General features: G+C 60.7%; 33 protein-coding genes and 2 pseudogenes. 22 read left to right on the top strand and 13 right to left on the bottom strand.

Annotation, left to right across the window (positions count from 1 at the left end; translation table 11 throughout):
- Positions 1 to 25: 25 nt before the first annotated feature.
- A complete protein-coding gene (locus QK291_RS07080) occupies positions 26 to 1,414 on the bottom strand; it encodes a glucose-6-phosphate dehydrogenase (RefSeq protein ID WP_282380381.1) in 1,389 nt (462 codons plus the stop codon).
- Between the two features lie 152 nt (positions 1,415 to 1,566).
- On the opposite strand from QK291_RS07080, the gene ffh reads away from it, so the two are divergent.
- From ffh to QK291_RS07010, 14 genes and pseudogenes are all read left to right on the top strand, one after another.
- Complete coding sequence (gene ffh / locus QK291_RS07075; protein ID WP_282380379.1) at positions 1,567 to 3,153, top strand: signal recognition particle protein; 1,587 nt, start codon at positions 1,567 to 1,569, stop codon at positions 3,151 to 3,153.
- A gap of 58 nt (positions 3,154 to 3,211) precedes the next feature.
- Complete coding sequence (locus QK291_RS07070; RefSeq protein ID WP_282380378.1) at positions 3,212 to 3,961, top strand: alpha/beta hydrolase; 750 nt, start codon at positions 3,212 to 3,214, stop codon at positions 3,959 to 3,961.
- 56 nt (positions 3,962 to 4,017) lie between these two features.
- A complete protein-coding gene (locus tag QK291_RS07065; RefSeq protein ID WP_282380376.1) occupies positions 4,018 to 5,130 on the top strand; it encodes an amidohydrolase family protein in 1,113 nt (370 codons plus the stop codon).
- A 70-nt stretch (positions 5,131 to 5,200) separates the two neighbouring features.
- A pseudogene (locus QK291_RS07060) lies at positions 5,201 to 6,076 on the top strand (VOC family protein).
- A 410-nt stretch (positions 6,077 to 6,486) separates the two neighbouring features.
- The gene (locus QK291_RS07055; RefSeq protein ID WP_282380374.1) at positions 6,487 to 6,924 is read left to right on the top strand and encodes a hypothetical protein; all 438 of its coding nucleotides are present in this window, start codon (positions 6,487 to 6,489) and stop codon (positions 6,922 to 6,924) included.
- Positions 6,925 to 7,128: 204 nt separating this feature from the next.
- The gene (gene rpsP / locus QK291_RS07050) at positions 7,129 to 7,551 is read left to right on the top strand and encodes a 30S ribosomal protein S16 (RefSeq protein WP_282380373.1); all 423 of its coding nucleotides are present in this window, start codon (positions 7,129 to 7,131) and stop codon (positions 7,549 to 7,551) included.
- 1 nt (position 7,552) lies between these two features.
- The gene (locus QK291_RS07045) at positions 7,553 to 7,795 is read left to right on the top strand and encodes an RNA-binding protein (RefSeq protein ID WP_282380372.1); all 243 of its coding nucleotides are present in this window, start codon (positions 7,553 to 7,555) and stop codon (positions 7,793 to 7,795) included.
- Positions 7,796 to 7,907: 112 nt separating this feature from the next.
- Positions 7,908 to 8,468: a ribosome maturation factor RimM gene (rimM, locus tag QK291_RS07040; protein ID WP_282380371.1), complete on the top strand. Its 561-nt coding sequence runs from the start codon at positions 7,908 to 7,910 to the stop codon at positions 8,466 to 8,468.
- Complete coding sequence (gene trmD / locus QK291_RS07035; protein ID WP_282380370.1) at positions 8,469 to 9,278, top strand: tRNA (guanosine(37)-N1)-methyltransferase TrmD; 810 nt, start codon at positions 8,469 to 8,471, stop codon at positions 9,276 to 9,278. It abuts the gene before it with no gap.
- Positions 9,279 to 9,507: 229 nt separating this feature from the next.
- Positions 9,508 to 9,867 (top strand): 50S ribosomal protein L19, encoded by a 360-nt coding sequence (gene rplS / locus QK291_RS07030; protein ID WP_282380368.1) that lies wholly within the window; start codon positions 9,508 to 9,510, stop codon positions 9,865 to 9,867.
- A 129-nt stretch (positions 9,868 to 9,996) separates the two neighbouring features.
- Positions 9,997 to 10,677, top strand: a complete 681-nt coding sequence (gene lepB, locus QK291_RS07025; protein WP_282380367.1) for a signal peptidase I — start codon at positions 9,997 to 9,999, stop codon at positions 10,675 to 10,677.
- Positions 10,678 to 11,541 (top strand): signal peptidase I, encoded by an 864-nt coding sequence (lepB, locus tag QK291_RS07020; RefSeq protein ID WP_282380366.1) that lies wholly within the window; start codon positions 10,678 to 10,680, stop codon positions 11,539 to 11,541.
- An 11-nt stretch (positions 11,542 to 11,552) separates the two neighbouring features.
- A complete protein-coding gene (locus tag QK291_RS07015) occupies positions 11,553 to 12,224 on the top strand; it encodes a ribonuclease HII (RefSeq protein ID WP_282380365.1) in 672 nt (223 codons plus the stop codon).
- A gap of 85 nt (positions 12,225 to 12,309) precedes the next feature.
- On the top strand, positions 12,310 to 12,636 hold the full coding sequence (locus QK291_RS07010; protein ID WP_069952106.1) for a DUF2469 domain-containing protein: 327 nt from the start codon (positions 12,310 to 12,312) through the stop codon (positions 12,634 to 12,636).
- Between the two features lie 20 nt (positions 12,637 to 12,656).
- Here QK291_RS07010 and QK291_RS07005 read toward each other — a convergent pair whose 3' ends face one another.
- Positions 12,657 to 13,010, bottom strand: a complete 354-nt coding sequence (locus tag QK291_RS07005) for a hypothetical protein (protein ID WP_282380363.1) — start codon at positions 13,008 to 13,010, stop codon at positions 12,657 to 12,659.
- A gap of 190 nt (positions 13,011 to 13,200) precedes the next feature.
- Here QK291_RS07005 and QK291_RS07000 point away from each other — a divergent pair, with 190 nt between their 5' ends.
- The 4 genes and pseudogenes from QK291_RS07000 to QK291_RS06985 all read left to right on the top strand — a co-directional run bounded on the left by QK291_RS07000 (position 13,201) and on the right by QK291_RS06985 (position 16,151).
- On the top strand, positions 13,201 to 13,557 hold the full coding sequence (locus QK291_RS07000; RefSeq protein ID WP_282380361.1) for a YraN family protein: 357 nt from the start codon (positions 13,201 to 13,203) through the stop codon (positions 13,555 to 13,557).
- A pseudogene (locus QK291_RS06995) lies at positions 13,558 to 14,502 on the top strand (ATP-binding protein); the annotation flags it as partial.
- Between the two features lie 195 nt (positions 14,503 to 14,697).
- Positions 14,698 to 15,612: a toll/interleukin-1 receptor domain-containing protein gene (locus QK291_RS06990; RefSeq protein ID WP_282380359.1), complete on the top strand. Its 915-nt coding sequence runs from the start codon at positions 14,698 to 14,700 to the stop codon at positions 15,610 to 15,612.
- A gap of 203 nt (positions 15,613 to 15,815) precedes the next feature.
- Positions 15,816 to 16,151 carry a hypothetical protein gene (locus QK291_RS06985; protein WP_282380357.1) on the top strand — a complete coding sequence of 112 codons (336 nt, stop codon included), beginning with the start codon at positions 15,816 to 15,818 and terminating at the stop codon, positions 16,149 to 16,151.
- A gap of 790 nt (positions 16,152 to 16,941) precedes the next feature.
- Here QK291_RS06985 and QK291_RS06980 read toward each other — a convergent pair.
- From QK291_RS06980 to QK291_RS06930, 11 genes are all read right to left on the bottom strand, one after another.
- Positions 16,942 to 17,433: a DUF3846 domain-containing protein gene (locus QK291_RS06980; protein WP_282380355.1), complete on the bottom strand. Its 492-nt coding sequence runs from the start codon at positions 17,431 to 17,433 to the stop codon at positions 16,942 to 16,944.
- Positions 17,434 to 17,497: 64 nt separating this feature from the next.
- On the bottom strand, positions 17,498 to 18,034 hold the full coding sequence (locus QK291_RS06975) for a hypothetical protein (protein WP_282380354.1): 537 nt from the start codon (positions 18,032 to 18,034) through the stop codon (positions 17,498 to 17,500).
- 597 nt (positions 18,035 to 18,631) lie between these two features.
- The gene (locus tag QK291_RS06970; protein ID WP_282380353.1) at positions 18,632 to 18,844 is read right to left on the bottom strand and encodes a hypothetical protein; all 213 of its coding nucleotides are present in this window, start codon (positions 18,842 to 18,844) and stop codon (positions 18,632 to 18,634) included.
- Positions 18,837 to 19,160 (bottom strand): hypothetical protein, encoded by a 324-nt coding sequence (locus QK291_RS06965; RefSeq protein ID WP_282380352.1) that lies wholly within the window; start codon positions 19,158 to 19,160, stop codon positions 18,837 to 18,839. Before QK291_RS06965 ends, QK291_RS06970 begins: the two co-directional genes overlap by 8 nt.
- A gap of 163 nt (positions 19,161 to 19,323) precedes the next feature.
- Positions 19,324 to 20,112: an ArdC-like ssDNA-binding domain-containing protein gene (locus QK291_RS06960; RefSeq protein WP_282380350.1), complete on the bottom strand. Its 789-nt coding sequence runs from the start codon at positions 20,110 to 20,112 to the stop codon at positions 19,324 to 19,326.
- 490 nt (positions 20,113 to 20,602) lie between these two features.
- Complete coding sequence (locus QK291_RS06955) at positions 20,603 to 21,181, bottom strand: WhiB family transcriptional regulator (protein ID WP_282380348.1); 579 nt, start codon at positions 21,179 to 21,181, stop codon at positions 20,603 to 20,605.
- A 946-nt stretch (positions 21,182 to 22,127) separates the two neighbouring features.
- Positions 22,128 to 22,325, bottom strand: coding sequence for a KGG domain-containing protein (locus QK291_RS06950; RefSeq protein ID WP_282380346.1), 198 nt, complete (start codon positions 22,323 to 22,325; stop codon positions 22,128 to 22,130).
- Positions 22,325 to 22,762, bottom strand: coding sequence for a hypothetical protein (locus QK291_RS06945; protein WP_282380344.1), 438 nt, complete (start codon positions 22,760 to 22,762; stop codon positions 22,325 to 22,327). Before QK291_RS06945 ends, QK291_RS06950 begins: the two co-directional genes overlap by 1 nt.
- Positions 22,763 to 23,041, bottom strand: a complete 279-nt coding sequence (locus QK291_RS06940; RefSeq protein WP_282380343.1) for a hypothetical protein — start codon at positions 23,039 to 23,041, stop codon at positions 22,763 to 22,765. It abuts the gene before it with no gap.
- Complete coding sequence (locus QK291_RS06935; protein WP_282380342.1) at positions 23,038 to 23,955, bottom strand: ERF family protein; 918 nt, start codon at positions 23,953 to 23,955, stop codon at positions 23,038 to 23,040. Before QK291_RS06935 ends, QK291_RS06940 begins: the two co-directional genes overlap by 4 nt.
- On the bottom strand, positions 23,918 to 24,187 hold the full coding sequence (locus QK291_RS06930; protein WP_282380341.1) for a hypothetical protein: 270 nt from the start codon (positions 24,185 to 24,187) through the stop codon (positions 23,918 to 23,920). The genes QK291_RS06935 and QK291_RS06930 overlap by 38 nt, the downstream gene beginning before the upstream one ends.
- 294 nt (positions 24,188 to 24,481) lie before the next feature.
- Here QK291_RS06930 and QK291_RS06925 point away from each other — a divergent pair, with 294 nt between their 5' ends.
- The 4 genes from QK291_RS06925 (at position 24,482) to QK291_RS06910 (ending at position 26,360) form a co-directional block, all read left to right on the top strand.
- Positions 24,482 to 25,192, top strand: a complete 711-nt coding sequence (locus QK291_RS06925) for a replication-relaxation family protein (protein ID WP_282380339.1) — start codon at positions 24,482 to 24,484, stop codon at positions 25,190 to 25,192.
- An 87-nt stretch (positions 25,193 to 25,279) separates the two neighbouring features.
- Complete coding sequence (locus tag QK291_RS06920) at positions 25,280 to 25,525, top strand: hypothetical protein (protein WP_282380337.1); 246 nt, start codon at positions 25,280 to 25,282, stop codon at positions 25,523 to 25,525.
- Position 25,526: 1 nt separating this feature from the next.
- Positions 25,527 to 25,775, top strand: coding sequence for a hypothetical protein (locus QK291_RS06915; protein ID WP_282380335.1), 249 nt, complete (start codon positions 25,527 to 25,529; stop codon positions 25,773 to 25,775).
- Between the two features lie 63 nt (positions 25,776 to 25,838).
- Positions 25,839 to 26,360, top strand: coding sequence for an HNH endonuclease (locus tag QK291_RS06910; RefSeq protein ID WP_282380333.1), 522 nt, complete (start codon positions 25,839 to 25,841; stop codon positions 26,358 to 26,360).
- Positions 26,361 to 26,560 lie beyond the last annotated feature (200 nt).

Below are 26,560 nucleotides of genomic sequence, written 5' to 3'. Positions count from 1 at the left end.
CCTTTGCCGCCTCAGCAGACGCCGGTCATGCCCGCCAGCCTTCCGGCCCGGCGCTCCCGGCGGCGTACTCCTCCAGCGGTGCGCTGTCCCGGGCCCAGGCCCTGAGCACGGGCTCCAGGATCCGCCAGCAGTCCTCCGCGGTGTCGGCGCGCACGGAGAGCAGGGGATCGCCGGTCAGGACACCCTCCAGGACCTCCCCGTACGGCAGCAGCTCGGACGCGCTGAGCTCGGCCTCGAGGGTGGCGCGGTCCAGGCTGAGGACATCGCCGGGGCCGTTCACATCGACGTCGAACTGCAGGGTGTCGGGACCGAAGCCGATCCGCAGCTGGTTGGGGGAGTCCACCCCGGTGAATCCCCTGGGCAGGTGCGGTACCGGGCGGAAGGTCACCACGGCCTCCTTGCGTTTGATGCCCAGGGCCTTTCCGGAGCGAAGGATGAAGGGGACGCCCTGCCAGCGCCAGTTGTCGATCTGCACTTCCACCTCGGCGAGCGTTTCAGTGCCCCGGGCCGGTTCGACGCCGTCCTCGCCGGCGTAGTCCGGGACCGTCCGGCCGTCGAGCGATCCCGCCGTGTACCTGGCGCGCCGTGTGCTCCCGGCGTAGGGTGCCTTGATGCTGCTGGCCCGCAGCACCGTGGCCACGGCGTCGCGGAGGTCCCGCTCATCCACCGAGGCCGGCGGTTCGATCGCCATCAGGGCCATGATCTGCAACAGGTGGCTCTGGATCATGTCGCGGAGCGCGCCGGCGCCGTCGTAGTAACGGGCCCGCCCCTCCAGCGCGAGGTCCTCGTCAAAGACAATCTCGACCTTTTCGATGTGCTCGCGGTTCCACACCGGTTCCAGGAAGGTGTTGGCGAAGCGCAGCCCCAGGATGTTCAGCACCGTCGCCTTGCCCAGGAAATGGTCCACCCGGTGGATGTGGTCCTCCGGGACCAGGGCGGACAGGGTTTCATTCAGGTGCCGGGCGGACTCCTCGCCGGAACCGAACGGTTTCTCCATGACCAGCCGGGTCCCGGCCGGCACCTCGCCGGGGGCCAGCGCCTCGCAGGCCAGCTGGCTGACCCGCGGCGGCAGCGCGAAGTAGATGGCCACGGGCCCCTCCAGCCGGGCCAGCAGGCCGGCCAGCTGCCCGTCGGCCGTGACGTCGAGCTGGTGGTAGGCGGTGGTGTCGCGGATCCGATTCAGCTCCCGCCGGCCGTAGGCCTCGGCCTGGGAGTTGGCATCGGCGAAGGACTCCTCGATGCGCTCCAGCCACTGCCCGGGGGTCCAGGCATCCGAGCCGGCGCCCACCAGGGTCAGGCCGTCGGCGCGCCCCCGGGACACGAGCCGGGCCAGGCCAGGCAGCAGGAGCCTGCCGGTGAGGTCGCCCGAGGCGCCGAGGATGAGCAGGGTTTTTACGGTTGTTTGGCTGGTCACGTAAGTCAGCATGCCATCTTGAAGGCGCGTCTTGGTACCCTAGATAGTCGAGTCCCGTTGTCGAGGCAGTTCGTTCCGGCGAACATCAGTCGCGACGCTGGCGTGCCGGACCGGCCGCCATTTGTAGATCCACTGAAAGAAGTGCACGGCCCGTGTTCAATTCACTCTCTGACCGGTTGACAGCAACCTTCAAGAATCTCCGTGGCAAGGGCCGCCTGACCGAGGCGGACGTTGACGCCACCGTCCGCGAAATCCGGCGTGCCCTCCTGGACGCCGACGTTGCCGTGCCCGTGGTCCGCGAATTCACGGCCCGTGTGCGCGAGCGTGCCCTCGGCGCCGAAGTCTCGGCCGCCCTGAACCCCGGCCAGCAGATCGTGAAGATCGTCAACGAGGAACTCGTCGAGATCCTCGGCGGCGAGACCCGCCGCATCCGCCTCGCGAAGACCGGGCCCACTATCATCATGCTCGCCGGCCTCCAGGGTGCCGGCAAAACCACCCTGGCCGGCAAGCTGTCCAAGTACCTCAAGGCGCAGGGCCACAGCCCCCTCCTGGTGGCCTGCGACCTGCAGCGTCCCAACGCCGTGACGCAGCTCCAGGTGGTCGGCAAGCGCGCCGGCGTGCCCGTCTTCGCCCCGCACCCGGGAGCCACTTCCACCGAACTGGACCACCCGGCCGGCGACCCGGTCTCGGTCGCCCGTGCCGGCGTCGAGGAAGCGCGCCGCACCCTGCACGACGTCGTGATCGTTGACACCGCCGGCCGGACCGGCGTGGACGCCGAGATGATGGAACAGGCGCGCCAGATCCGCCGCGCCATCGTTCCGAACGAAGTGCTGTTTGTGGTCGACGCCATGATCGGACAGGACGCCGTCAACACGGCGATGGCCTTCGACGAAGGCGTCAACTTCACCGGCATCGTGCTCTCCAAGCTCGACGGCGACATGCGCGGCGGCGCCGCGCTGTCCGTCTCCTCGGTCACCGGCAAGCCCGTGATGTTCGCTTCCACCGGCGAAGGCCTGGACGACTTCGAGCTCTTCCACCCGGACCGGATGGCCTCACGCATCCTCGACCTCGGTGACGTGCTCACCCTGATCGAGCAGGCGGAGAAGTCCTGGGACAAGGACGAAGCCGCACGGATGGCGCAGAAGTTCGCCGACCAGGAAGACTTCACGCTCGATGACTTCCTCGCCCAGATGCAGCAGATCCGCAACATGGGGTCCATGAAGAAGATGCTCATGATGATGCCCGGGGCGCAGAACATCCGGCAGCAGCTTGAGCAGTTCGACGAGCGTGAGATCGACCGCGTCGAGGCGATCGTGCGGTCCATGACGCCGCACGAACGCGTCGCCCCGAAAATCATCAACGGTTCCCGCCGGGCCCGGATTGCCCGCGGCTCCGGTGTTCACGTCTCCGAGGTCAACGGCCTGCTGGAACGTTTTATGCAGGCCCAGAAGATGATGAAGAAGATGGCTGCCGGCGGCGGCATGCCCGGGATGCCGGGGATGCCGGGCATGGGCGGCGGCGGGGCCCGCAAGGGCGCCAAGAGCGCACCCAAGAAGAAGGCCCGTTCCGGCAACCCGGCCAAGGCCGCGCAGGAGCTCAAGGAAGCCCAGGCGCGGCGGGCCGAGGGCGCCAAGGCCCTCCCGACCGGTGCCGCGTTCGGCCAGCAGGGCGGCGACTTTGATCCCTCCCAGCTGAACCTGCCCAAGGGCTTCGACAAGTTCCTCGGCGGCGGCAAATAGAGTTTGCAGACCGGGCTGACGCCGGCCCGGTGCCGGGCCGGTGTCATAGGGTGAGACCATGTACAAGCCGCGCATAGTCTTCGTCCACGGGGCGGGCAGCTTCGGTGCTGCCGCGTGGCCGAAACAGCACGGAATGGCGCTGGACTACGACGCGCTGTTTCTACGCCGCCACGGGTATGACCCCGCCGCCGGGCCCCTGGAAACGGACTTCGCCGCGGACACCTCCATCGTCCTTCGTGCGCTGGCCGACGACGGCCGCGGCGATGCCGGCGGCCACGTCGTCGCCCACTCGCAGGGAGCCATCGCCGCGATGATGGCCGCCGTCGAACGCCCGGACCTGGTGCAGTCGCTGACCCTGGTGGAGCCGGCCTGCCTCTCGCTCACCGCGGAGCTCCCAGCGACGGCGGCGCACCGCGCCCTGATGCAGCCGCTCTTCGAGGTGCGCCACCACCTGAGCGACGAGGATTTCCACCGCGAATTCGTCCGTCGGGTGTTCGCCGCCCACACACCTGCCCAGGCGACCCTCGGCGCCCCCAGCCCGGAAGACCAGCGGGAGGCGCGCCGCCTGCGCCTGCAGGCTCCGCCCTGGGAAGCCCCGCTGCAGATCGTCCCCGGGGTCCCCACCCTGGTCCTGACCGGCGGCTGGGAACCGCTCTATGAAGAAATTGCGGGCTACCTGCGGGAGACCGGTGCCGTTCACCGCACCGCGCCGGGCGGGCACCGGCCCCAGGATTCGGCGGAGGGAAACCGGGTCATCCGGGCGTTCATCGCCGACGTCGGCCGGCAGCAGCACACCCGAGCGTCTTAGCACCCAGTCCTAGCCGCCGGCCCTCCGGAACCGGTCCGCCGTTTAGGCTTGAAGCCATGACCAGCATCATCGAGTTCAGCGGCCCCATCCTCACCACGGCGGACCAGGAACGCCGAGGGCTCTGGTCCGTGGACGGGCTGCTGACCTTCGACCGACCGGCCGCCGCGCCGGACCTCGTGCTGGACGGCTGGGTCATCCCCGGGCTCGTCGACGCGCACTGCCACATCGGCCTCGGCCCCGGCGGGGACGTGACCGAGCCGCTGGCCGAAGAACAGGCCCGGACCGACCGCGACGCCGGAACCCTGCTCGTCCGCGACGCCGGTGCCGTCCGCGACACCCGCTGGCTCCAGCAGCGCACCGACATGCCCCGCATCATCCGCTCGGGCCGGCACATCGCGAGGACTCGGCGGTACCTCCGGGGCTTCGCCGTCGAGGTGGAACCCGAGGACCTGGTCGAGGCAGCGCGCAAACAGGCCCGAGCCGGAGACGGCTGGGTCAAGCTCGTCGGGGACTGGATCGACCGCGACGCCGGCGACCTCGCGGCCAGCTTCCCGGCCGGGACGCTGAAAGACGCCGTCGCCGCCGCCCACGACGAAGGCGCCCGCGTCACGGCACACTGCTTCGCCGAGGACACGCTCGATGACATGCATGACGCCGGCATCGACTGCGTCGAGCACGCCACGGGCCTGCTCCCCAGGCACCTGCCGCGTTTCGTCGAACAGGGCGTGCCGATAGTCCCCACACTCATCAACATCGCCACGTTCCCGGACATCGCGGCGCAGGCTCAGGCCAAGTTCCCCCGGTACGCGGCGCACATGCGGTCCCTCTGGGAGGGCCGGGCAGAACGTGTGCTGGCGGCCTTCGAAGCCGGCGTCTCGATCTACGCCGGGACGGACGCCGGCAGCGTGATCCAACACGGGCGCATCGTTGACGAGCTCCAGGCGCTGCACGCCGCCGGGCTCCCCGCCTCAGCGGCCCTCGATGCCGGCGCCTGGGCCGCCCGGACCTGGCTCGGGGCGGACGGTATCACCGAAGGCGCCAGCGCCGAGGTCCTGGTCTGCGCCGGGGACCCGCGCGGCAACCTGGCCGCCCTGCGGGAGCTCCGGCACATCGTTCTGCGCGGCGAGCTGGTCCGCCGGAACCAGCCGGCCCCATGGGGAATAAATTGAAGCTTCAAGTAATTTAGCTTTATGAAGGGTCATCGACGGTCGGTGGCCACCGAAGCACCGGAGCGATCACATGACTGCAGAAACCAGCACCCGGGACCTTCTTCCCGCTGAACTCACCATGGGCACCGTGATGCTCAAGGTCGGCGACATGAAGGTCATGACGGACTACTACCAGCGCGCCCTGGGCCTTGACGTCGTGGCCGAGCAGGACGGCGGACTCTACCTCGGCCGCCGGCAGAAGCCGCTGGTCCACCTCGCGCCGGCGCCCGGGCTGGGCGTCCCGTCCCGCGGCGAGGCCGGACTCTTCCACACGGCCCTGCTGTTCGCAGACCAGCCCTCCCTGGCCGCCACGGTCGCCAGCGCGGCGCAGTACGAGCCGTAGTCCTTCAGCGGCAGCGCGGACCACCTCGTGAGCGAAGCCTTCTATTTCACCGATCCGGAGGGCAACGGCATCGAGCTCTACTGGGACCGTCCCCGCGAGGCCTGGTCCTGGGACGGCACGACCGTGGTGATGGACAGCCTGGCCCTGCCGCCGCAGCGCTACCTCGAGCAGCACCTCACCGAGGATTCCGTGACCGGCCAGCGCGGGGCCGAGGCCGGCGTCGGGCATGTCCACCTGCAGGTCGGCGACGTCCAGTCCGCGCAGGACTTCTACGTCGGGACGCTCGGATTCGAAAAGACGGCGGGCTGGCACGGACAGGCACTGTTCGTCTCGGCCGGCGGCTACCACCACCACATGGCCATGAACGTCTGGAACAGCCGCGGCGCCGGCCCCCGCCGCGACACCCTGGGCCTTGGCGAGGTGCTGATCGAAGTCCCGGCAGGAGACGACGTCGGAGCCCTCGCCGACCGCCTCAGGACCGCCGGGGTCCAGTCCCACCACACCGGCGCCGAACTGCGCTTCGAGGACCCGTGGCGCAACCGCATCCGCGTCGCCGTCCGCTGAGTGCCCACTGTGCCCGGCGCCCCCCGGCGCCCCCCGGCGCCCCCCGGCGCCCCCCGGCCGCAGCTACCAGCCCCGTGGACATGCCCCGCGCTGGCGGCAGCCAATGGACATAATGCCCCTATGTCCATTGGCGCAGGTCAGCGGAGGGCATGTCCATTCTTCGGTAACAGTGCGGTGGGGCATGTCCACTTATCGCTGACAGCACGGTGGGGCAAGTCCAGGTTTCGCTGACAGTACGGTGGGGCACGTCCACCGGTGGCGGTCAGGAATGGACATGGTGGCTTCATGTCCATCGGTCTCGGCCAGGGGAGGGCATGTCCGGTCGGGGCGCGGCCGGGCGCAAGCAGCTAGGCTGAAGCGACGCCAAGAAACAGCGGCCCAGCGCCGCCGGACAGCTAAGGACGAGCTCCATGGGATTCACCGAAGTCTTTGTTTCCACCCACGATGAAGCCCTCAAGCGAGCTGCGGCCCTCGACGGCGGGGCCACCGCGGCCTCCGGTGCCGTCCGGATGGCGGACATCACCGACTTCGAAGTCGAGCGCCTGGGCGACCTGGCCGGCACTGCCGTCCACGCCTCCGGGGCCGACTACGAGCTCGCCATGGTGGACGTCGCCAGCGACTCCCTGCTCGGCGTGCCGCCGGCGATGGTCCGTGCGCTGGCCGAGCTGCTCAGCTATGAGACCGAGGGTGAGGGCAACGTCCTGGACGACGTCGCCGAAAGCTGGGCCGCCGAAGAGGACATGCCCTTCGGTGCGGAGCAGGCCGCCCGCTACGTCCGGCAGCTCGCCGAACTGGCCGCAGAGGTCGACCCCGCCAGCAAATCAGGCCTCTACGTCTGGACTTCCTGACCCGCGTCAGCCCCCAAATCGACCGGTTGTGGGTGTCAAGTCGAATTCCCGCCGCTGATCTGGCACAATAAACAGGTACTCGATCTGCGTGGCCCCTCTCTCCGCGTCCGGATCTTGTCCTTTTAGAACCCCCTAGTACGGCCCGCCCCACGGGTGCAGAACGCCGGGCTCGACCCCGTTTCAGAAACAGGAGTGACCACAAAAGTGGCCGTAAAGATTCGCCTTAAGCGCTTTGGCAAGATGCGCGCACCGTACTACCGCATCGTCGTCATGGACGCACGCTCCAAGCGTGACGGCCGTGCCATCGAAGAGATCGGCAAGTACCACCCGACCGAAGAGCCCTCGTACATCGAGGTCGACGCGGACCGTGCCCAGTACTGGCTCGGTGTCGGCGCACAGCCGTCCGAGCAGGTTGCCGCGATCCTCAAGATCACCGGTGACTGGCAGAAGTTCAAGGGTCTCCCGGGCCAGGAGGGCACCTTGAAGACCAAGGCTCCCAAGGCTGCCTTCGTTGCCCCGGAAAAGGGTTCCGTGATTATCCCGGAAGCCATCACCAAGAAGGCCAAGAAGGACGATGCAGCCGAGGCTCCCGCCGACGCTGCAGCAGAGACCACCGAGGCTGAGTAAATTGTTGCCAGAAGCGCTCGAACACCTCGTCCGCGGGATCGTTGACAGTCCTGATGATGTCAAGGTCAGTGCGAAGAACAACCGCCGCGGGGACACCCTCGAGGTGCGCGTTCATCAGGACGACCTCGGACGGGTGATCGGCCGTCAGGGCCGCACCGCACGCGCTTTGCGCACTGTGGTGGCGGCCCTGGCGGACGGGGAGCCGGTCAGGGTCGACGTCGTCGACACCGACCGCCGCCGGTAACGCTTCCAGCAAAACTTGTCTTGAGTCCGGCCCCTTCACCAGATAATGGTGGAGGGGCCGGACTGTTTTCTCCCGCAGCCCCACTCAACACCAACCCCGAACAGAGGAACAGATGCAGCTCCAGGTGGCACGAATCGGCAAGCCCCACGGCATCCGCGGCGAAGTGACTGTCCAGGTGCTCACCGATGCGCCCGGCGACCGCTTCGTCCCGGGGACCCAGTTCGTGGTGGAGCCTGCCTCGGCGGGCCCGCTCACCATCATCAGTGCCCGCTGGAACAAGGACATCCTGCTGCTCGCCTTCGAGGAGATCGAGACCCGCAACGAGGCGGAGACCGTTCGCGGAGCCAAGCTGTTCATCGAAACCGAGGAACTCGACGCCGACGACGACGACGAGGGCTGGTACGAGCACGAGCTCGAGGGCCTTGAAGTCCGCGTCGGTGACCAGGTGGTGGGCAAGGTTTCCGGCCTCCGCACCCTCCCGGTCCAGGACCTGCTGGTCGTCACCGCCACGGACGGCAAGGAAGTCCTGATCCCCTTCGTCGAGCAGATCGTCCCCGAGGTCAACGTCGGGGAAGGCTACATCCTGGTCACCCCACCGCCGGGACTCTTCGAGGTCAACGTCGAGGACGAGGCCACGCCCGAAGCCCGCGCCGACACCGGGGACAAGGCCTAAATGAGGGTCGACGTCGTCAGCATCTTCCCCGACTATCTGGCGCCGCTGGAACTGTCGCTGATTGGCAAGGCGCGCCAGGACGGGCTGCTGGAGCTCAACGTCCACGATCTCCGGGACTTCACCAGCGACCGCCACCGGACCGTCGATGACACACCTTATGGCGGCGGCGCCGGCATGGTCATGAAACCCGAGCCCTGGGCCCAGGCCCTGGCCGCCGTCGCGGCGGACCGCCCCAGCGGCGCGGCCAAACCGGTCCTGATTGTGCCGTCACCCGCGGGGGAGCGGTTCAGCCAGGCCGCCGCCCAGGAACTCGCCGGGGAAGAGCGGCTGGTGTTTGCCTGCGGCCGCTACGAGGGCATCGATGAGCGCGTGATGGAATGGGCGGCCGAGCACTTCACGGTGCGGCCCATGAGCCTGGGCGACTACGTCCTCAATGGCGGAGAAGTGGCGGTGCTGGCGATGGTCGAGGCCATCGGGCGCCTGCTGCCCGGCGTCGTGGGCAACCCCGAGTCCCTCGTGGAGGAGTCGCACTCGGACGGACTGCTGGAGTACCCCGTCTACACCAAGCCCTCCAGCTGGCGGGACCGCGAGGTCCCCGCGGTACTGCTCAGCGGCAACCACGGCAAGATCGCCCAGTGGCGCCGGCACGAGCAGTACCGGCGCACCGATGAACGCCGCCCGGACCTGCTGGAGCACTTCGATGCCGCCAAGCTGCCCCGCGCGGACCGCACCGCCTTCGCGGACCTCGGCTACGACATCGTCGACGGCCATCTCAAGCGCCGCGCGGACTCCGGCGGGGATTCCGCCTGACCGGATTGGCTGGACGGCCCCGGATGTGGCAAAATTAGTGCTTGTGCCTGCTGGGTGCGAACCTGCCACAGGGGGAGCGTCACCAACAGCGCGGCACCCCGGCCCCGTCAATTCCTGACGGATCCGGATTCACAAATTTTCGGCGGGAATTTCCGGGCGGCATTTGCACCCGGGCTTGGCCGCCGTGACCCCACGTGAAGGACCTGTGGCGTTCACCAGGAGTGAATCAATGCATATCCTCGATTCAGTAGACGCAGCCTCGCTGCGCACCGATGTTCCCGTCTTCCGCGCGGGTGACACCCTCAAGGTTCACGTGAACATCATCGAAGGCAAGAACTCCCGCGTCCAGGTCTTCCAGGGCTTCGTCCTGGGCCGCCACGGCGATGGCCTGCGCGAAACCTTCACCATCCGCAAGGTCTCCTTCGGCGTTGGCGTGGAGCGTACCTTCCCGGTGCACTCCCCGATCATCGACAAGATCGAGCTCGTCTCCAAGGGTGACGTGCGCCGCGCGAAGCTGTACTACATGCGCGATCTGCGCGGCAAGGCTGCGAAGATCAAGGAAAAGCGCGACTTCCAGACCAAGAAGTAGTCCTTTCCGACGTCAACCACAGCCTTCCGCCGCAGGCTTCCACCGCGGGTCCACGGACCGTGTCCGGCCAGCGCCGGAGCATCCGCAACAGCGCTGTTCAGTTGAGAAAAGCGTCAGAGGATACGGATCATGGAACACACAAAACGCCAGCCCAGGAAACTCGGCTGGCGTTTTGTGTTCCCGGCACTGGTGCTGGCTGTGCTCATCAGCGGCCTGGTCCGCTCAATGTGGCTTGATGTCTACTACATCCCCTCCGCCTCCATGGAGCCGATGTTCCGCGAGGGGGACAGGATCCTCGTCTCGCGCACGGACTTCGGGGCCGAGCCGGTGGGCCGCGGCGACATTGTGGTCTTCGACGGCCGCGGCTCGTTCGCCCCGCTGGACAGCGGCAACGGTCCCGTCGTGGACTTCCTCGGCGGCGTCGGGCACTGGGTCGGACTCTCCGGCGGCGAGACCACCTACATCAAACGCGTCATCGGGCTCCCCGGTGACCACGTGGTCTGCTGCGACGCCGGCGGCGGACTCACAGTCAACGGCCAGCAAGTTGCGGAACCCTATCTCTTTGAGGGTGACGCCCCGAGCGAGCTGAAATTCAGCGTGATCGTGCCTGCCGGGCGGCTCTGGCTGATGGGGGACCACCGCGCACAGTCAGCTGACTCCCGCAGTCTTCTCGGCGCCCCCGGCGGAGGCATGGTGCCGCTGGACCGGGTGATCGGCAGACCCGTCCAGATCATCTGGCCGGTTGATAGATTTACAGCAGTAGGACGGCCCGCGGAGGCCGCCATAACAACAGCAAAGAACGGACAGTAAATGCCCGAGACCGGATCCCGGACTCCAGATCCGCAGGGGCAGGACCAGCCCCGGGTTTCCTCCCCAGCGGCCCCCGCCGCGGAGCACCCGGCTGTGCCGGACGCGCGCGCGGATCGCGGTCCCGCAGGCGGTGCGGCCCATGCGGGAACGGCGTCTAAGCGTGCGCGCCGGGCGAAGTCCCGGGAGCGGCACAGCCCGTTGTTCCTTTGGGCGAAGGAAGTGGCCACCGTGGTGCTGGTGGCCATCGTGCTGTCCTTCCTGATCAAAACCTTCCTGTTCCGGGCCTTCTTCATCCCCTCGGAGTCCATGGTCAGCACCCTGGACGTGAACGACCGCATCTTCGTGAACCTCCTGGTCCCGGAGCCGTTCGCCCTCGAACACGGCGACGTCGTGGTGTTCCGGGACACCAAGGGCTGGCTGGTTCCCGCGGCGGAGAAGGAAGCGGGTCCCTTCACCTGGGTACAGGACGGGCTGACGTTTATTGGCCTGCTCCCGGACACCTCGGAGCAGCACCTCGTCAAGCGCGTCGTGGGCCTGCCGGGGGACCGTGTGGCCTGCTGCGACGCCGGCGGCCGGCTCCTCATCAACGGCACAGCCGTGGACGAGCCCTACATCAACCCCGCCGAAGTGCCCCAGATCCGCGAATTCGACATCGTGGTCCCCGAAGGGAAGGTCTGGGTCATGGGAGACAACCGGAACCATTCCGCCGATTCGCGCGCCCACACGGACAGCAACGGCGGCTTCGTCGACATCGTCGACATCGAGGGCAAGGCCGCCGTCATTGCCTGGCCGCTGAACCGCATCACCGCGCTCGACAACTACCCGGACGTCTTCCGCGACGTGCCCGCCCCGGCCGGAAAGTAGCGGACCACGTCATGTCCGAGGCCCCCACGCTCGACTACGAACGGCGCTTCCGCAGCTCCGGCGCCCGGTTGCTTGCCGGCGTCGACGAGGTGGGCCGCGGCGCCCTCGCAGGGCCCGTCAGCGTGGGAATCGCCGTCGTGGACCTCCAGCAGCAGAAGCTGCTCGCCGATGTGCGGGACAGCAAGCTGCTCAGAGTGGCGGACCGAGAACGTCTGGTGCCGCTGGTCCGGAGCTGGAGCGTGGCCTCCGCCGTCGGGCATGCCTCCGCGAATGAGATCGACGCCCTCGGCATCATCGCCGCGCTCCGGCTCGCCGGAACCCGCGCCTGGCTCGGCGTCCTCGCCGCCGGGGTGATCCCGGACGTCGTGCTGCTGGACGGCAGCCACAACTGGCTTTCGCCCGAAACCCAGCCGTCCCTGTTCGACGACGGCCCGGCTGAGCCCGGCTGCGACGCGCCGGTGCACACGCTGGTCAAAGCCGACATGCAATGCCTGAGCGTCGCCGCGGCGTCCATCCTTGCCAAGGTGGAGCGCGACGGCATGATGCGCGAGCTGCACCACCAATACCCCGCCTTCGGCTGGGACGAAAACAAGGGCTACGGCACCGCCATGCACAAGGAGGCGCTCCGCGCCGCCGGGCCCACGCCGTATCACCGCGTGAGCTGGCAGCTGCTCGCTGACTGAGGTCAGCACCGTTCGCGCCCGGACGGCAGCGGCGCCAGGGACGGCTGTGGCGCACGGGGCTCGCCGGATGGTGCAAGATGGAACCATGAGTGCCGAGGACCTTGAAAACTATGAGACCGACATGGAGCTGCAGCTCTACCGCGAATACCGCGATGTTGTCGGGCTGTTCAGCTATGTGGTCGAGACCGAGCGGCGTTTCTATCTGGCCAACCACGTTGACCTGCAGGCCCGCAGCGCCGACGGCGAGGTCTATTTCGACCTGACGCTGCAGGACGCCTGGGTCTGGGACGTCTACCGCTCCGCCCGCTTCGTCAAGAGCGTCCGCGTGATCACCTTCAAGGACGTCAACGTCGAAGAACTGCCGCGCAGCGAGGAACTCGCCCTGCCCAAGGCCGGGGATCTCGGAAACTGACCCGGCGAACCCCGGGCCGGCTATTCGAGGTCCCGGAGAAAGACCCCAAGGTTGGCGTGCAGCTGCCGCAGGCCGGCGGCTGTTGTGCTGAGAGTGGCTGAGTCCGCGTCCCTGCTGATGTCCCGAAAGCGTAGGACCATCTCCGGGCGTTCCTCCTCAGCGGGGATGTAGCTCACTTCGATGAAAATCGTGTTGACCCGGTCCGGGAAGCCAGGCAGCGCCTTGGTCGGCGCGGCCAAGGCGGTCAACTCCGCGGAAGGGGACTGCAGCGGTTGTTCCTTCCCGCGGGAGTAAAGGCAGCGCAGGGTCAGGCACTCACCTGCCGCGCCGTTGTGCTCGTCGCACCACGGCTCGCAGGCTGAATTCATGGTCATGTTCGTCCTCCTGGTCGGGAACAGCTGATGATGTTCGCCGGCGGCCTGGTGGGTGCCGGCATCTGAAGCCTACGACGGGGCCACGACAATCTCGGGTGGAATGGATCCCTGCCGGCCGGCCCGGATAGGGATACCCACATAGCGTCCTGGACACCTGTGCCAACCCCTTGCCGCGGCGCACGCTGGTTTTATGAGAGCAAAAGACATGCTTGGCCGGCGCGGCGAGGAACTCGCGGCCGTTTACCTCAAAGCCCAGGGCCTGCGGATCGTGGACCGCAACTGGCGGTGTTCCGAGGGTGAAATCGACATCGTCGCGCTCGACGGCGACACGCTGGTCATCGCCGAAGTCAAGACACGCAAGTCCCTCGCGTACGGGCATCCGTTCGAAGCCGTCGGTGCGGACAAGCTGGCCCGGCTGCACCGGCTGGCCTCCGCGTGGTGCCGTGCCCATGAACTCCGAATGCCGCTGCGCCGGGTCGATGTGATTGCCGTGCTCGACGACGGCGTCCGCATCCCCGCCGTGGAACACCTCAAAGGGGTGGGGTAGGTGGCGCTCGGGCGGACCTACGCGGTGGCCCTCGTGGGGCTGAACGGCTACATCGTCGAAGTGGAGGCCGACATCGGACAGACCTTGCCGGCGTTCATCATCCTGGGGCTGCCCGACGCTTCGCTCAACGAGGCCAAGGAAAGGATCCGCTCGGCCGCCCAGAACTCCGGTATTCCACTGAGCCGCCGGAAGATCACGGCCAACCTCATCCCGGCGTCGTTGCCCAAACGAGGCTCCGGCTTCGATCTGGCCATCGCCATGGCCGTACTGCGGGCCTCCAACGATGTCCGGTCCGCCGGGCGGACAGTCTTCATCGCCGAACTGGGGTTGGACGGCAGGCTGCGGCCGGTCCGCGGGGTCCTCCCCGCCGTGATGGCCGCGGTGCGGGCCGGCTACCCCGACGTCGTCGTGGCGCAGGCCAACGCCGCTGAAGCCGGACTCGTGCCCGGCGCCCGGGTGCAGGGGTACACCACGCTGGCCCGGCTGGCCTTCGATTTTGGCGCCGATCCGCGGGATCTGGCGCTCGACTTCGACCCCGCCCCTGACCTGGGCGAACCGGGGGACGGAGCTGAGACGTTGCCCTGTTCGCCGCCGGACATGCGCGACGTCTCCGGGCAGGGGGACGCCCGGCGGGCACTGGAAGTCGCCGCCGCCGGCGCCCACCACCTGCTGCTGACAGGACCTCCGGGTGCGGGAAAAACGATGCTGGCCGAACGGCTGCCCGGGCTCCTGCCGGACCTCGGTGACGCCGAGGCCATGGAAGTGACGGCCATCCATTCGCTCTGCTCGCTGACCTCGGCGTCGCTGCAGCTTGTGCGCAGGCCCCCGTACGAGAACCCGCATCACACGGCCACTCCGGCGGCTATCATCGGAGGTGGTTCAGGGCTGCCGAGGCCCGGGGCCGCATCCCGGGCCCACCGCGGGGTGCTGTTCCTCGACGAGGCGTCAAATCTATGGCACACCACACCGAGCGGTCAACGGTGACACCTGACAGCGGGGGAGCCGAGAGTGTCGAGACGTGCGGAGAAGAGCCCATCTGCAGTTACGATCCACTCTGCGGCTTCGCCATAGATCAGGCAGAACTAGAGCTGACTCGTTGGTACTCTTACCTGAGTATTCAGAGCGAGCATGGGGTGGGTCTTGAAGGTCTTTATTAGTTGGTCTGGTGAAAAGGCGAAAGATTTCGCGTTGGAGCTCCGTGACTGGCTACCGTTCGTGATACATGACCTTGCCCCGTGGGTGAGTGACGCGGACATCGATTCAGGCACGATGTCGATGCAGGACATCCACCGGCAGCTTGACCAGACGAAGTATGGGATCATCTGCACCACCGCCGAGAACCAGGCGAAACCATGGATCAACTACGAAGCAGGAGCTCTTTGGAAGTCCATTAATCACGAATCCCGCGTAGTTCCGCTGCTCATCGATTTGGAGATGTCGGACGTACAGAGCCCTCTCAGGAACTTCCACTCGAGGATCATCACGCATCGTTCGACTCGGCAGGCAGAGGTCCGCAAGCTCATTGAATCGCTCAATAAAGCGCGAGCAACGCCCATCAACGCCGCCGTCCTGGAGGAGTCGTTTCTTACGCAGTGGCCGAAGATGGAGACCATCATTGACCGCATCGCTAAGAACAACTATGCATACAAAGCGCGGATGAGTGATGTTGACAGAAAGCTGGAAGACATACATCAGACGGTTCTCAAGATCGCCGAAGAGCAGCGGGCGGCAGCTAGTACTACTATCGACAGCCTGGATGAAGTGCTGGATCGGAAATCCACCCTCGCCTATGGCTCGTTCTCAGAACAGACGGCTGGTCTACGCGCCAAGCTGGAAGCTGTCGCCAACAGCAGCCTCATTGCTCGTGGTTTCAACAACCGTGTTCACGTCGAGAGGGTAGATTCGCGCAACTATGTCGTCTATTCGGCTGACTTGCTACCCGACGAGGTGAAGCGTGCCTTGTCAGATGCGGCGAAAGCAGTTGCGCATCCCGTGAACTTTGAATACTTACTGACGATGAGTGACGAGCCAGACGAAGATCCAACGCACTTGTGATCCTAGGATTTCATTGTCATCAGGGTTCTAATAGCAAGAAGTGTTGCAGCTTTAGATACTTTCAATGAAACGCCACTGGTTTTAGTGGACTTCTTTATGTAAGCGCCGAGATCAAACTTCTTCATTCTTGTCTAGTATATCAATTCTCGTATTGACAATAAATAGCATTCCCTCATACTCATCGGCAGAAGTAATCGCAACCAGTGATTACTAGCACCTATCCCTATGAGGGGGTGATAGATATGGGTTACAAGTCGATCCGCACCAGCGACATCAGCGGCGAAATCGTCGAGGACGATCAGGTGGTGACTGTCGTTGTACGTAGCGAAGGTAAGTTGTTCGACGCGAAAGCTGAAGAACTGGCTGGCCTCAAGCGAGTGACCAACGTAGTTGAACTTGAGCTGCGGCAACCTGATGGAACCAGCGAAGAGATCATCGTCTCGAAGGCTGATTTCGACAAGGTAGTGTCAGCGGACGTTCTGGCGAAAGCCGATTCGATTCGAGGACGACGGAACGGTTTCACGCCGAAGGCTTCCTGACCTGGAGGTGATCCACATCTACGGTGAGAAATCACCATCAAAGCGACCCCGCATCTCAGATTGAGTAAATCTCTGAGATGCGGGGTCTTTTAACATATGACGATAAATGAGATAATAGCAATACAACTAAAAAACCCCGAGTGCATTCGGGGTCATAGCTCTATTATAAAGCAATGGCCTCCTATCGGGAAGGAGGATTCATGTCAGATATATGTGCGACTTGTGGACACCGGCGCGGAACAAATAGGCCGAGGTATGTACGACGGGACGTGAAGGGATTCATAGACACCGCTAAGGGGGTATTGATTGCAGTAGATCCACGGGACAGTTATCTCTCGAAATACAACTGGACAGTTGATAGGCAGGGTTACGCTGTGCGTCAGGGAGCAGGTAAGGCACGCATTCTAATGCACCGAACCATTATGGAGACTTGCTTGGGGCGAGAACTCAACCCTTCAGAGATAGTCGATCATATAAATAGGAAGCAATCCGACAATCGAAGAATCAACTTACGCGTAGTCACCCACGCGATGAATCTCCATAATTCAGGTCCTCGGAAGGGAAATAAGTCTGGATTCAAAGGTGTTTGCAAGGAGATGAACGGCAAATATGCTGCATCCATAAGTTGTAATGATAGGAATATCCGCATAGGGACGTTTGTGAGCGCAGATGAGGCTGCGTGGCACTACGACCAGTGGGCGCTTTCATTATTCGGGGATCACGCCTACAGCAATTTCGATTATGTATAGGATTGAGACGGCCGCTACGTCAGTAGCGGCCATCCCATGATTCAGGCAGAGACAACACGCACATCGTTGACGGCGAACCACCTTGAAGCCAGTGCCAAACCGTCGTTGTAGGCAGACACCCAGTCATCATAGCGACGCTGGTTTCCGCTCCAGGTCGTCAGGCTATCGAACGTGGTGACTTCGTATTTGTACTCCTTGGTCTTGAAGAGCAGGTCTACCAGCTCGCGTGGCACGTCCTGCATATTGCCGTCATCGTCGGGCCTGCCGACAATGAGAACGTCACCAGCCAGGGCATCGTGACCTCGCCAGCGGGTGAGGTGGACCCAAAGCAGCAAGGTTGCTCGACGGTTCATAGGTAGCCCCAGCAGCTTGCCTTCCTCGTTGAGGATGAGGGTGGCTTCGGGACGGTCGATGTCCAGCACTTCAATGAGTCCGCCAACAGCAGCTTGCATACCAGTGAGGCTGTCGATGGCTACTTCATAGAGTGGGCGTTCCTCATCTGCGGGAACGAGTATCGCGTGGATCACGCTCATCACTTCCAATCATGGGCGGTTTCTGCAGCCAGTGTTAGCCACAGATTTCTACCCACGATTGGGCTTACTTTTTGACCTTCTTTACCTTCTTGTTCTGGCAAACGGTGCAGGTCTTGACCAGACACTTCTTCTCGCCAGGGCTCACCATGTTGCCGCCGCGACACTCGGTCCACTGGTCACGGGCCGGGCCGGCTTTGATGTCGGCTGGGGTGATGATCGCTCCCGCACCTGTCATGAGTACGGGTTCTTTGAGGCGTTTGATCTCTACGCGATGCTGCTGTGTCTCAGCTACGAGGTCTACTAGGTCACTGAAGCGGACGGTTGCAAGCACTTCATCATCGGATGTAAACACGACGGTTGGAATGCGGCCGATACCGGAGCCGGCTACTGCCTGCCTGAACCACTCCTTTATCTTGATCGCCTTGTGATTCTTGCACTCGATGTCTAGTGGAGTGTCCTGGAAGTAGTCATTGAGGTCCATCTTCTGGTGGGAGCCAGCGCCGCTGCGCTTGTCCCTGGATACTCGTGCGCCGAGCTTCTTCTTGAGTAGCTTGGCTACTTCGTTCTCTAAGGTCTTTCCTTTTTCGCTTGAGACACTCACGCATCACCTCCTTTAATAAATTCTGTTGCTCATCTCCGTTGGGTCGATGTCTCTAGGACATACTGGGGATTCGTAGCTGCCGCCATGACCGCACCGGCAGTAGAGATGAGCGTGCAAGGTGCGAGGGTAAGGTTGCCGTACCAGCAGAATTGGTACTCGGTCTAACGCGTTGGTCCTAAGCGAACTTAGTCGGGCAACTTGCTACTCATTTTCTTCTTCGCTTTGATACGGGCTTTAGACGCATCGTGGTGATCGTCTGACTCTTGCCATTCGTAGTAAATTCTTAGCTTCTGTAAACTGTTCATCTTCTGCCGCACATTATGAAGCAATCTGCTATTTATTCAAGGTCTTTATTGGAACTTCTAATATTTCGTAGGGAACTTCGGGAGGGGTCATCGCCGCCGCCCTCCGTTATCCTGCATAGCCCACAAAGCCACCCCGATGCTTGCGAAAGAGAGTACTGCCATGACGGTGAATAGTACCTGATCGCTCATCTAGTCTTTCCTCTCTTGCAGCACTGAATGTCCGCCAAACTCACAGCCACCATCATTGTACGGCTCGGTTAGCATCCCGCAGTTTTCACAAATCATAGCCATTTTATTTATTCCTCTCTTGCAGTGATTGATAGGCTTCGTATGCTTTTGTAACTTTGTTCCTACTTTTGGTGGCACTAATATGCTTTTCGACTTCATCAAGCTGTTCTTTAGTTGCGCGATTCTCAAAAAAGTCAGTGAACAGTTTGACAAACTCTGGGTATGGATAAATACCAATCTTCTGTAGTGTATATGGTACAAAAACATCTTTATTCATCTTGGTTGCTCCTCTCTTGTAGTGACTGGTGTTTGGGCAGGTTTGCGTTCAATGCAGCTTCGACTGTCTTCAAAAGTGAGTTGGTGCTATGATTTTCATTCAACATAAAGGCACTTGTCACATCAGGGTATATGTCATCGGCAAATCGCTTAACCGCCTCCTGCTCTCGTCGTGAGGTTTCCGCTTCGATGAGTTGCAACCAATCTCGAACTTCAGGACTTTCTGTACTTAAATCATCCCATCCAGTATGAAAGAGTAATGTGCCGACTATTTTCTTCTTTAGTTCTTCCTGTACTGCGTTATTGGGTTGGTTCATATCAGCTCCAGTACTTGGCGCTTGTACCAATCAATCTTGGAGCCTCGATCGTCCCATTGAACTTCATAGTTATAGCCTTTTGGATCACGTCGGTAGCCAGTAACTACGCCAGTCGTTTTGCTGAAGTCGTGTCGGACCCTAGAGCCAATCATTATTCGCTTGCTCATGCTTCATCTCCTTCCTTAGTTTCGGTTGGCCTTCCGACCTTGATGATCTTGTCCGCCGTACTAAAGACGCTGCGGATGCTTTTCTCGTCCGGTTGCTGATCCCGTAGCCAGGACTGGATGTAGTGACGGCTCTCGTCAGCGTCGAACTGATCTGTGGCGCCCAGCTCGTTCATGATCAGGTAGGCAGATCCCTCAGCCTCGAACTCGTACAGCCCACGGTGGACTCGGTACTCTTGCAGCCGTTCTTCAGTGGTGTGGCCGTGCACGATATGCGACAGCTCGTGCTGCATCGTCTTGAACGGGTAGACAGCAACGGGATTGACGGCGAACTCGCGGCCGTGTGAGTAGCCCTGGGCATTGCCGTTGATGCTCTCGTAGGCGATTTCACTGATAGCCAGTGACCCTAAAGCCCGCTCCTTGCTCCACGTTGGCGCTTCGTACTCCGGTAGATCGTCACCCTCGGTGTCGGAGACGGCGAACATGCAGTTGACCAGCTTGAATCCGGATAGCCGGCGCTCTTCGTCTCCGCTTTCATTTTCTTGTCTACGGAACATCGGCACGTAGATGGATTTGGCCTTGCTGCCCTTCTTCACGTGGCGGTTCAAGTCGGGCCAGCCCTTGAAGGTGTGTACGGGCTCTATGACGCCCTGCATCAACAGGAGTGCCTGGTTGCCAAGACTAAGTGTGCGGAAGCGGCTGTACGTCTCTCCTGCACGCCCTGGGAGGTTGAGCGCCGTCTCTAGTACTTGTTCCCAGTGTGGGGGATGCTGTAAACGCTCGGACATCAGCGTGTCCCCATACTGCGCTTAAGCAAATATCTGTTGGTGCGGTAACGCGGTGTCGTGATGGCTTGCTCGACAGTCCACCCGCGTCCCAATCGGTGAGAGATGAGTCCGTCACTAAATCCACACTCTTTGTTCCACTCGCCAACGGTCCTAGTGATGCCCTGGAAGGTGAGTAGACGTGATGCGGTGCTGTTATGGGATTGCTCTAATCGGGTGGCCCATCTGAGGTTTTTACTCCAACCTTCGTTAATACATTCGTCACAGTGTCCGCATGTGTATCCGCTATCGTTGTTTAGTCGATCTATAGACATGCCTTGGGGACGTCCGCCCATGTCCTCAAGAAAGCTCGCGTATGAGTTCCGCCAACCTTGGCATACCCATATTCCTCTGGCCCCATAGTTCTTGAAGCTCTTGCAATTCTCGTTGTAACAGCGCTTCTTCATTGACTTCCAGCACTCGTACAATGATCTGTCTAAGGTCAGTCGTTCGCTCATGACGTCATGTTCTCGACGATCTGGCTGTGGATCAGGGCGATCTCTGCAATGGCTTGATTCAATTTCTCGTACTTGCCACTCTTCACATCGAGGAAGACTCCATAGACGCGTTCCTCAAAGGTCAGCTCTTCCTGGCGACGTAGCTCTGTGGCGAACTCGCTGGCCGGCGACGACTGGTAGTAGTTGGGCATCTCTGGCCGTGATTGCTTAGGTGGATTGCCTCTCAGACCTTTGTCGTAGGCGTCCCACTCTTTAGCAGCTCGGATTGAACTAGCCGACATACCACCGACGACACCGCGCTCTGGATATGAACGCTTGAGTGCCGCTTCTAGGCACTGGGGCTGGATGACACATCGGGCGCAGATAGCTTTGGCTGTCTTAGCTAGGAAGGACTCTGTGTGGGCGTTGGCTTCAAAGTACTTCTCAGCAATGCCAGGGGCCAGCTCAGTGCAAGCGCCGCCTGTTAGGTCGGGGTATCGCTCACTTGTCATCCCGGTGCCCTTGTAGAACGAAACGCCAGAGGCCGTCCTTCTCGCGGATACTGAGGATGTTCCAGCCTTCTGCCCGTAGATCATGAATCCTGGCACCGTAGCGGAAGCAAATCTTGTTGAGCTGTCCGTTCGTAGCTTCGCCGTTAGTCTTCAAGAGCTTGAGGATGCGAGCGGTCTGGGTAAGTGACTCGCTCATGACTTGGAACTCCGACTACGGTACGTAGTATTGCCATACTTAGACCTGAGTCGCTTTGCTTCTTTCCATTGGCGATTTCTGAAGAACTTGAAAAGCGGTCGTCTGGTACCGAACCATGCACGTTTGCTTGGAGCGTCTTCATCCAGGTTCTTCCTACCGCCCTGAGCCAGCGATCCGACCATGAAGCTATTAAATACCTGCCTCCTACTTATCTTAGGTCTTGAGTTCATGTGACTGTGTTTCCTTGACGGCTAACCGTCCTTATGTTGTGGGTCGTAACCCAAGCCGCCTGCTGGTTGTAAATCACTTATATAAGTTCCAGCAGACGGCATGAGCGGCGAAAATGTATCAATTTGGGCGTTTCCTAGTTACAACATGAGATACACGTCTTGTCTAGATACATCACCATGATTCTGTTACTTCGCTAGACCCCTACCCCTGTTCATTGACTTCTGGGCTGGTGATGGTCTGGCTAGCTTTCTGGGCTCACCCCTGATGGTTGGGTCGTAAAATATATGTTGTCGGACCCAACCAATTTTTCGAGGTGCGTTTTTCGCAGTCGAACGTCCAGGTGCCTAGGCGTTCGACTGTGCCGCTTTTTGCCGTATTAGGCAGAGTCCCTTAGGTGCTTCTTCACAAGCGAATTAAGCTGAGCAACGTCAAGTGGGGTTAGCGCTGCCTTACGAGTCTTCTTAGGGACATTTACGCCAGCCTTCCGCAGTACGTTGATGCGCTGCTTCAAGCTTGCAATCGTGATGTTCAGGTTCTTGGCTGCACTTTCAATCGAATCGCTATTGAGGTAGGTGACTAGCGTCTCTCGGTAATCCACGGCGATCATACTTCAGCCACTTTCTCCCGCTTGCTGATACGGCCACCCTTCGCGCCTGCGATGCGTGCTAGATCAGGATTAGCGGCAAATCCGCCAGTACGGCCATTCTGACCACCCTTAGCGCCGATGCGCCTGTAGAAGTCGGGGTCGTTGGCTAGGTTCTTTGCTGCAGCCTTTCTTCCCCCGGCAATCGTGCCCGCCATTACTTTCGCCTCCCAAGGATACTTAGGAGCGGTTTGCGCTGCTTCTGCTCAAGCAGTTGGTAGAGACGCCCAAGCTTGCGGTTGAGGGCTTCCCATTCACCGACCGTCACAATCTTGACCTCTTCAGAAGGCACAGGCCGGATCTGGTTCTCTGGTGCTTGAGTGATCTTATCCAGTTGCCGCATCGGTTCGCCTAGACCTGAGTGGACTTGCACTGCCTCTAGAGGAGCACTAGGTGCGGCTGGCCGGCGCTGTTCATTCTTTAGCTTCTTCATTGCTTCGAAGCGGGGCCACGTCTTGGCACGTTTGACGGTGCGGACACTCTCTTCGCTAACTGCGTGGACAGCGGCAACGGCTTTCACCTTGCTGCCTGGAAGTTTTAGATCGCGGTTGATCGCGTAGAACTTTGTTTTATTGAGCCGTGTTCGTTTGGACATTTAGTGGTTCTCCGAGGTTGTCACCTCATTAGTTATTTCGTTTTCCGCCAGCTCTCGCCCCTTGGCGATGGCCAACAGCTCGTATGGGACGCTGACGTTGGTAGTCGTCATCTCGTCTATGAACTGCTGGGCCACGCCAGGCAGGAACTCCAGAGCGAAGTCTTTAGCTGCTTCACCTACGTCGGCTGACAGGGGAGCGGCGATTTCTCGCAAACGCTCCGTGCTCATATCCCTTGTAATCATGTAGAGCGTTTCCTGAGCGCGTTCACGAGGGGTCATGCGACGTCCTCCTGGACAATCTGCTCATGATCTGTCGATCCGTACCAGTCACCGGGGAGCTTTTCCTCGCCACTTTCGACGCGAGCTAATACCTCATCTAGTTTGGCGAGATCATCCGCCTTACATGCCCCGATAAGCGTTTTGCCTGTATGCACTTTGATGAATTGACGTATGGTGGCGTTGTCTCTGAGCTGTAGCGCCTGAAGACGCTTTGCTATTGCTTCCGTTGATACGTGAGATGGTTCATCGCCAACGGGGATAGTCTGCGCGTTGTCAGCAGCTTTCCGCGCCCTTACAGCGGCAGCTCGCCCGGCCATGATCTTATCCAGATCGTCTAATGCAATGACTGCTTGATCGTCGGTTCGTAGGCCGCGGAGCTTTCTATCAACTTCTTCTTCAGGGAACTTGAGGCTCTTGCATATAGCAGCGATCTCGTCTAAGTGTTCCTGGGTAGGTGGTGGAAGGTGATTGCTTGCCTTATTGCCGTCATCGTCTTCATCCTTAGCGGAGAGCCCCAGAATAGCCATAACCGACTGTCGCCTCGTGTAGGTCAGTGCTGAGCCAAGTCCCTGGGGGTCTTGCTTTACGAGAAGGAGCTTGATGTCGCTTTGCATCGAAACGCCGCTCTCGTGAGCCAGGACGCTGTGCAGGAAGTGTTCGGTTCCTACCGTGATAGGCCACTGCATGAGCGACAGCTTGTTCTTCGTGAGGAGTGGCAGCGCTGCGTCCATTACCTCGTCTAAAGGCGCGTACGTGTTCTTGAAGTGGTCGTTCTTAGCGGTTTTGCCAAGCCCTTGCACTTCTGCCTGGAGAGCGACGAGCGCCTTCGCTATGTCGGCTGGGATCTCCATCGTCGTTGATGGGGGAGTAGGAGTACTACTTTCTAGTGATGCCGTCGATGTACTTTCGGCCATGTATCGCCTCCTTCTCGAGAGTTAGTTTTCTTTTGCGTTCCTCCGGCCATCGTTGGTAGAAGGTCGTGATCAGGACGTTGCTTGCTGCGACTTTGATGCCTGATGTCTCGGTCATACGAGCTGCGAACTCTTGGATGATGACCTTATCGATTGGATCAACCTTGAGTTGCAGCGGGACCATTGTTCGGCCTTTGACCTTTGGTGGTTGTTTGAACGTGATTGGTTTTACCATGATGTGAATCCTTTATGATGATGAATACTTACCCTTTCGTTAGTAATGATCTCTTGCAGCTAGTCGCATAAGCCCTAGTAATTGTTTGGCTTGCTTTCGCTGTGCATCACTATGAGCCAGAAGCATTTAATAGTCAATACTATTTTTGCCCGTGCCTGTGTATAAATAGGCCGCACTATCCGTGGTGTGGTTTTGGATGTGCACGTGATGTGGAAGTCGCTACCGCCAAAACGGCAGCTGACCTGCGCAAACTTCGTCCTAGGCGCGCGTACTACTCACGTATACACTGAGAGCATGTTTGCGACCGATCGCGACCGCCAAATTGTCCAAGCCGTTTCCCGCTTCGGACAGCTCACTTCCGGGCAAATTTCGGAACTTCTTTTTCATGATGGTTCTAGCCCCACTCGTCCTAGTCGTGCACTGAATAGACTCCTCAAGTCGCGACACCTCTCCAGGATTGAGCGCCGGCTCATAGGTGGCACGGGGGCCGGCTCCGGTCACTTCGTCTACCAGCTCGGAACGCAGGGGCGGAAGTACGTGGGTCGGGATGCTGGCTACCCGTATAGGGCGGTTCACTATCACACGCTCGCTATAGCTGATGCGTTCATTGGACTCAAGCGGCTGGAACGTGAGGGAACTATTGAAGTGATCGGGATGGCAACGGAGCCTGACACGTGGCGCGTTATCGCGGGCGCTGATCTGCGACCTGACCTCTACGTTGAGCTCGGCATCCCTAGCAAGCGGATGAGCATCAGTCTGTGGATCGAGATAGATATGGGCACAGAACGCCAGAAGCAGCTGAAGGAAAAGCTCGCCCGTTACTGGCACGCTTACCAACATGCAACCGAGGCAGACATGACCGTCTACCCGCGTGTGCTCTTCCTGGTGTCCGATGATGAGCGACTGAAAGAACTGACCTGGCTGATCAATAACGGACCTGAAGAGGCTAAGGAACTGTTCAGGGTCCAAAGGCAAGAGAGTTTTCCACAGCTACTGCTGTCATAATCACAACCCTTTCTTATACTAAAGTGTTGCTTATTAGCGCTAATTGGCGCATAATACGGACATAAAGATAAGCAAGGAATCAATCACATGAAGACAATTGAACTTACAACCGGCAAGAAAGTACAGCGCAAAGGTAGCAATGTAATCTGGACAATCACAGGGCATAACAACAAGGGACTTGCAGAAGGACAGACCTACCCTTGCTACCCAGCAAAAGACCTTGGCATCGAAGGAGCAACTAAAATCCATATAACTTGCATCGCTAAAAGAAACGGCGAGATGAGCAAATGGATCGACCGAGATGGCTTCATGAAGAACTGGGAGGAGGTCTAAGATGAAACTTTCAGAACTAGTTGCAAACCTTCAAACAATCCAGGCCCGTATTGATACAGACCCAGAAGTGGTATTGAAAGTAACAGACCACTACACGACTCAGTATCAAGCCCACGACGCAAACTTCAAGATAGATGCAAATGCAAGTATGCACGGCGGCTATTTCATAAACGGTAACTGGATGACTATAGATGTAGGGCTAACCGAAAACGGCGAGGGCAAATCTCCAAAAGTAACATTCCGTAGCTAGGATCTATCCGACCCGAGCAAGTCTCCAAACTGCTCATATCAAACTAAACGGAAACTCTAGAACATGGTGATATATATAGACGACGAATCTATTATCAAAGTTGATCGGCAAGACTATGATCTGTCGTATTACAAGTGGTACGTAAAAGGGGGATACGCGCAGCGCAGCGTATGGATAAAGTCGACGCCCGAATCAAAACTCCGATCGATGCATAGAATCATCGTTCAGCGCATGGTCGGAAGGGTACTCTTGTCATCGGAACAGGTAGATCACATCAACGGCGACAAACTTGATAATCGTCGTGCCAATCTGAGGCCAGCAACCAATCAGCAGAATATGTGGAACCGGGGCAGTCGTTCGGGTTCTTCCTCTCGCTATGTGGGCGTGGCCTACTATCCGATCACGAGTCGATGGATCGCCAGGATCAAGGTATCTGGTTATCAGATAAATATCGGATACTTCCCAACGGAGCTGGAAGCTGCGTGGATGCGGGATCAGTACGCTTTGGCACTTCATGGGGACTTCGCGTGTCTCAATTTGAAGTATGTCCCTATAGACGGTGAGGACTCGTTGCATGCTTGTTAGCACTTCAGTAGGCCTAACAGAAACGCGAACCGGCGAGATCATCGACTTGTCACCACTCCGCAATAAGCCGCGTGGCCGTGTGAGTCGCCCTGCGCGTAGCTACCGCCGCAAAGATGAACACATACTCAACTCCTGGTCGTTCATTGCCCTGGCCAGCACTCTCGGTATGTGGATAAGCCTCACCAACTAAGCACATAAGT

The organism is Arthrobacter sp. AL12 (genome assembly GCF_029960645.1).
In the GTDB taxonomy this organism is placed as follows: Bacteria; Actinomycetota; Actinomycetes; order Actinomycetales; family Micrococcaceae; genus Arthrobacter.
The sequence above is the reverse complement of the archived record's forward strand: the minus strand, read 5'-3'. Positions and strand labels throughout refer to the sequence as shown.

Coding starts and splice junctions, on each gene's coding strand:
- QK291_RS07070 (WP_282380378.1), top strand. CDS start 3,212: ATGTACAAGCCGCGCATAGTCTTCGTCCACGGGGCGGGCAGCTTCGGT.
- QK291_RS07065 (WP_282380376.1), top strand. CDS start 4,018: ATGACCAGCATCATCGAGTTCAGCGGCCCCATCCTCACCACGGCGGAC.
- QK291_RS07055 (WP_282380374.1), top strand. CDS start 6,487: ATGGGATTCACCGAAGTCTTTGTTTCCACCCACGATGAAGCCCTCAAG.
- rimM (WP_282380371.1), top strand. CDS start 7,908: ATGCAGCTCCAGGTGGCACGAATCGGCAAGCCCCACGGCATCCGCGGC.
- trmD (WP_282380370.1), top strand. CDS start 8,469: ATGAGGGTCGACGTCGTCAGCATCTTCCCCGACTATCTGGCGCCGCTG.
- rplS (WP_282380368.1), top strand. CDS start 9,508: ATGCATATCCTCGATTCAGTAGACGCAGCCTCGCTGCGCACCGATGTT.
- lepB (WP_282380367.1), top strand. CDS start 9,997: ATGGAACACACAAAACGCCAGCCCAGGAAACTCGGCTGGCGTTTTGTG.
- lepB (WP_282380366.1), top strand. CDS start 10,678: ATGCCCGAGACCGGATCCCGGACTCCAGATCCGCAGGGGCAGGACCAG.
- QK291_RS07015 (WP_282380365.1), top strand. CDS start 11,553: ATGTCCGAGGCCCCCACGCTCGACTACGAACGGCGCTTCCGCAGCTCC.
- QK291_RS07010 (WP_069952106.1), top strand. CDS start 12,310: ATGAGTGCCGAGGACCTTGAAAACTATGAGACCGACATGGAGCTGCAG.
- QK291_RS07005 (WP_282380363.1), bottom strand. CDS start 13,010: ATGACCATGAATTCAGCCTGCGAGCCGTGGTGCGACGAGCACAACGGC.
- QK291_RS07000 (WP_282380361.1), top strand. CDS start 13,201: ATGAGAGCAAAAGACATGCTTGGCCGGCGCGGCGAGGAACTCGCGGCC.
- QK291_RS06980 (WP_282380355.1), bottom strand. CDS start 17,433: ATGAGCGTGATCCACGCGATACTCGTTCCCGCAGATGAGGAACGCCCA.
- QK291_RS06970 (WP_282380353.1), bottom strand. CDS start 18,844: ATGAATAAAGATGTTTTTGTACCATATACACTACAGAAGATTGGTATT.
- QK291_RS06965 (WP_282380352.1), bottom strand. CDS start 19,160: ATGAACCAACCCAATAACGCAGTACAGGAAGAACTAAAGAAGAAAATA.
- QK291_RS06960 (WP_282380350.1), bottom strand. CDS start 20,112: ATGTCCGAGCGTTTACAGCATCCCCCACACTGGGAACAAGTACTAGAG.
- QK291_RS06955 (WP_282380348.1), bottom strand. CDS start 21,181: ATGATCTACGGGCAGAAGGCTGGAACATCCTCAGTATCCGCGAGAAGG.
- QK291_RS06950 (WP_282380346.1), bottom strand. CDS start 22,325: ATGGCGGGCACGATTGCCGGGGGAAGAAAGGCTGCAGCAAAGAACCTA.
- QK291_RS06945 (WP_282380344.1), bottom strand. CDS start 22,762: ATGTCCAAACGAACACGGCTCAATAAAACAAAGTTCTACGCGATCAAC.
- QK291_RS06940 (WP_282380343.1), bottom strand. CDS start 23,041: ATGACCCCTCGTGAACGCGCTCAGGAAACGCTCTACATGATTACAAGG.
- QK291_RS06935 (WP_282380342.1), bottom strand. CDS start 23,955: ATGGCCGAAAGTACATCGACGGCATCACTAGAAAGTAGTACTCCTACT.
- QK291_RS06930 (WP_282380341.1), bottom strand. CDS start 24,187: ATGGTAAAACCAATCACGTTCAAACAACCACCAAAGGTCAAAGGCCGA.
- QK291_RS06925 (WP_282380339.1), top strand. CDS start 24,482: ATGTTTGCGACCGATCGCGACCGCCAAATTGTCCAAGCCGTTTCCCGC.
- QK291_RS06920 (WP_282380337.1), top strand. CDS start 25,280: ATGAAGACAATTGAACTTACAACCGGCAAGAAAGTACAGCGCAAAGGT.
- QK291_RS06915 (WP_282380335.1), top strand. CDS start 25,527: ATGAAACTTTCAGAACTAGTTGCAAACCTTCAAACAATCCAGGCCCGT.
- QK291_RS06910 (WP_282380333.1), top strand. CDS start 25,839: ATGGTGATATATATAGACGACGAATCTATTATCAAAGTTGATCGGCAA.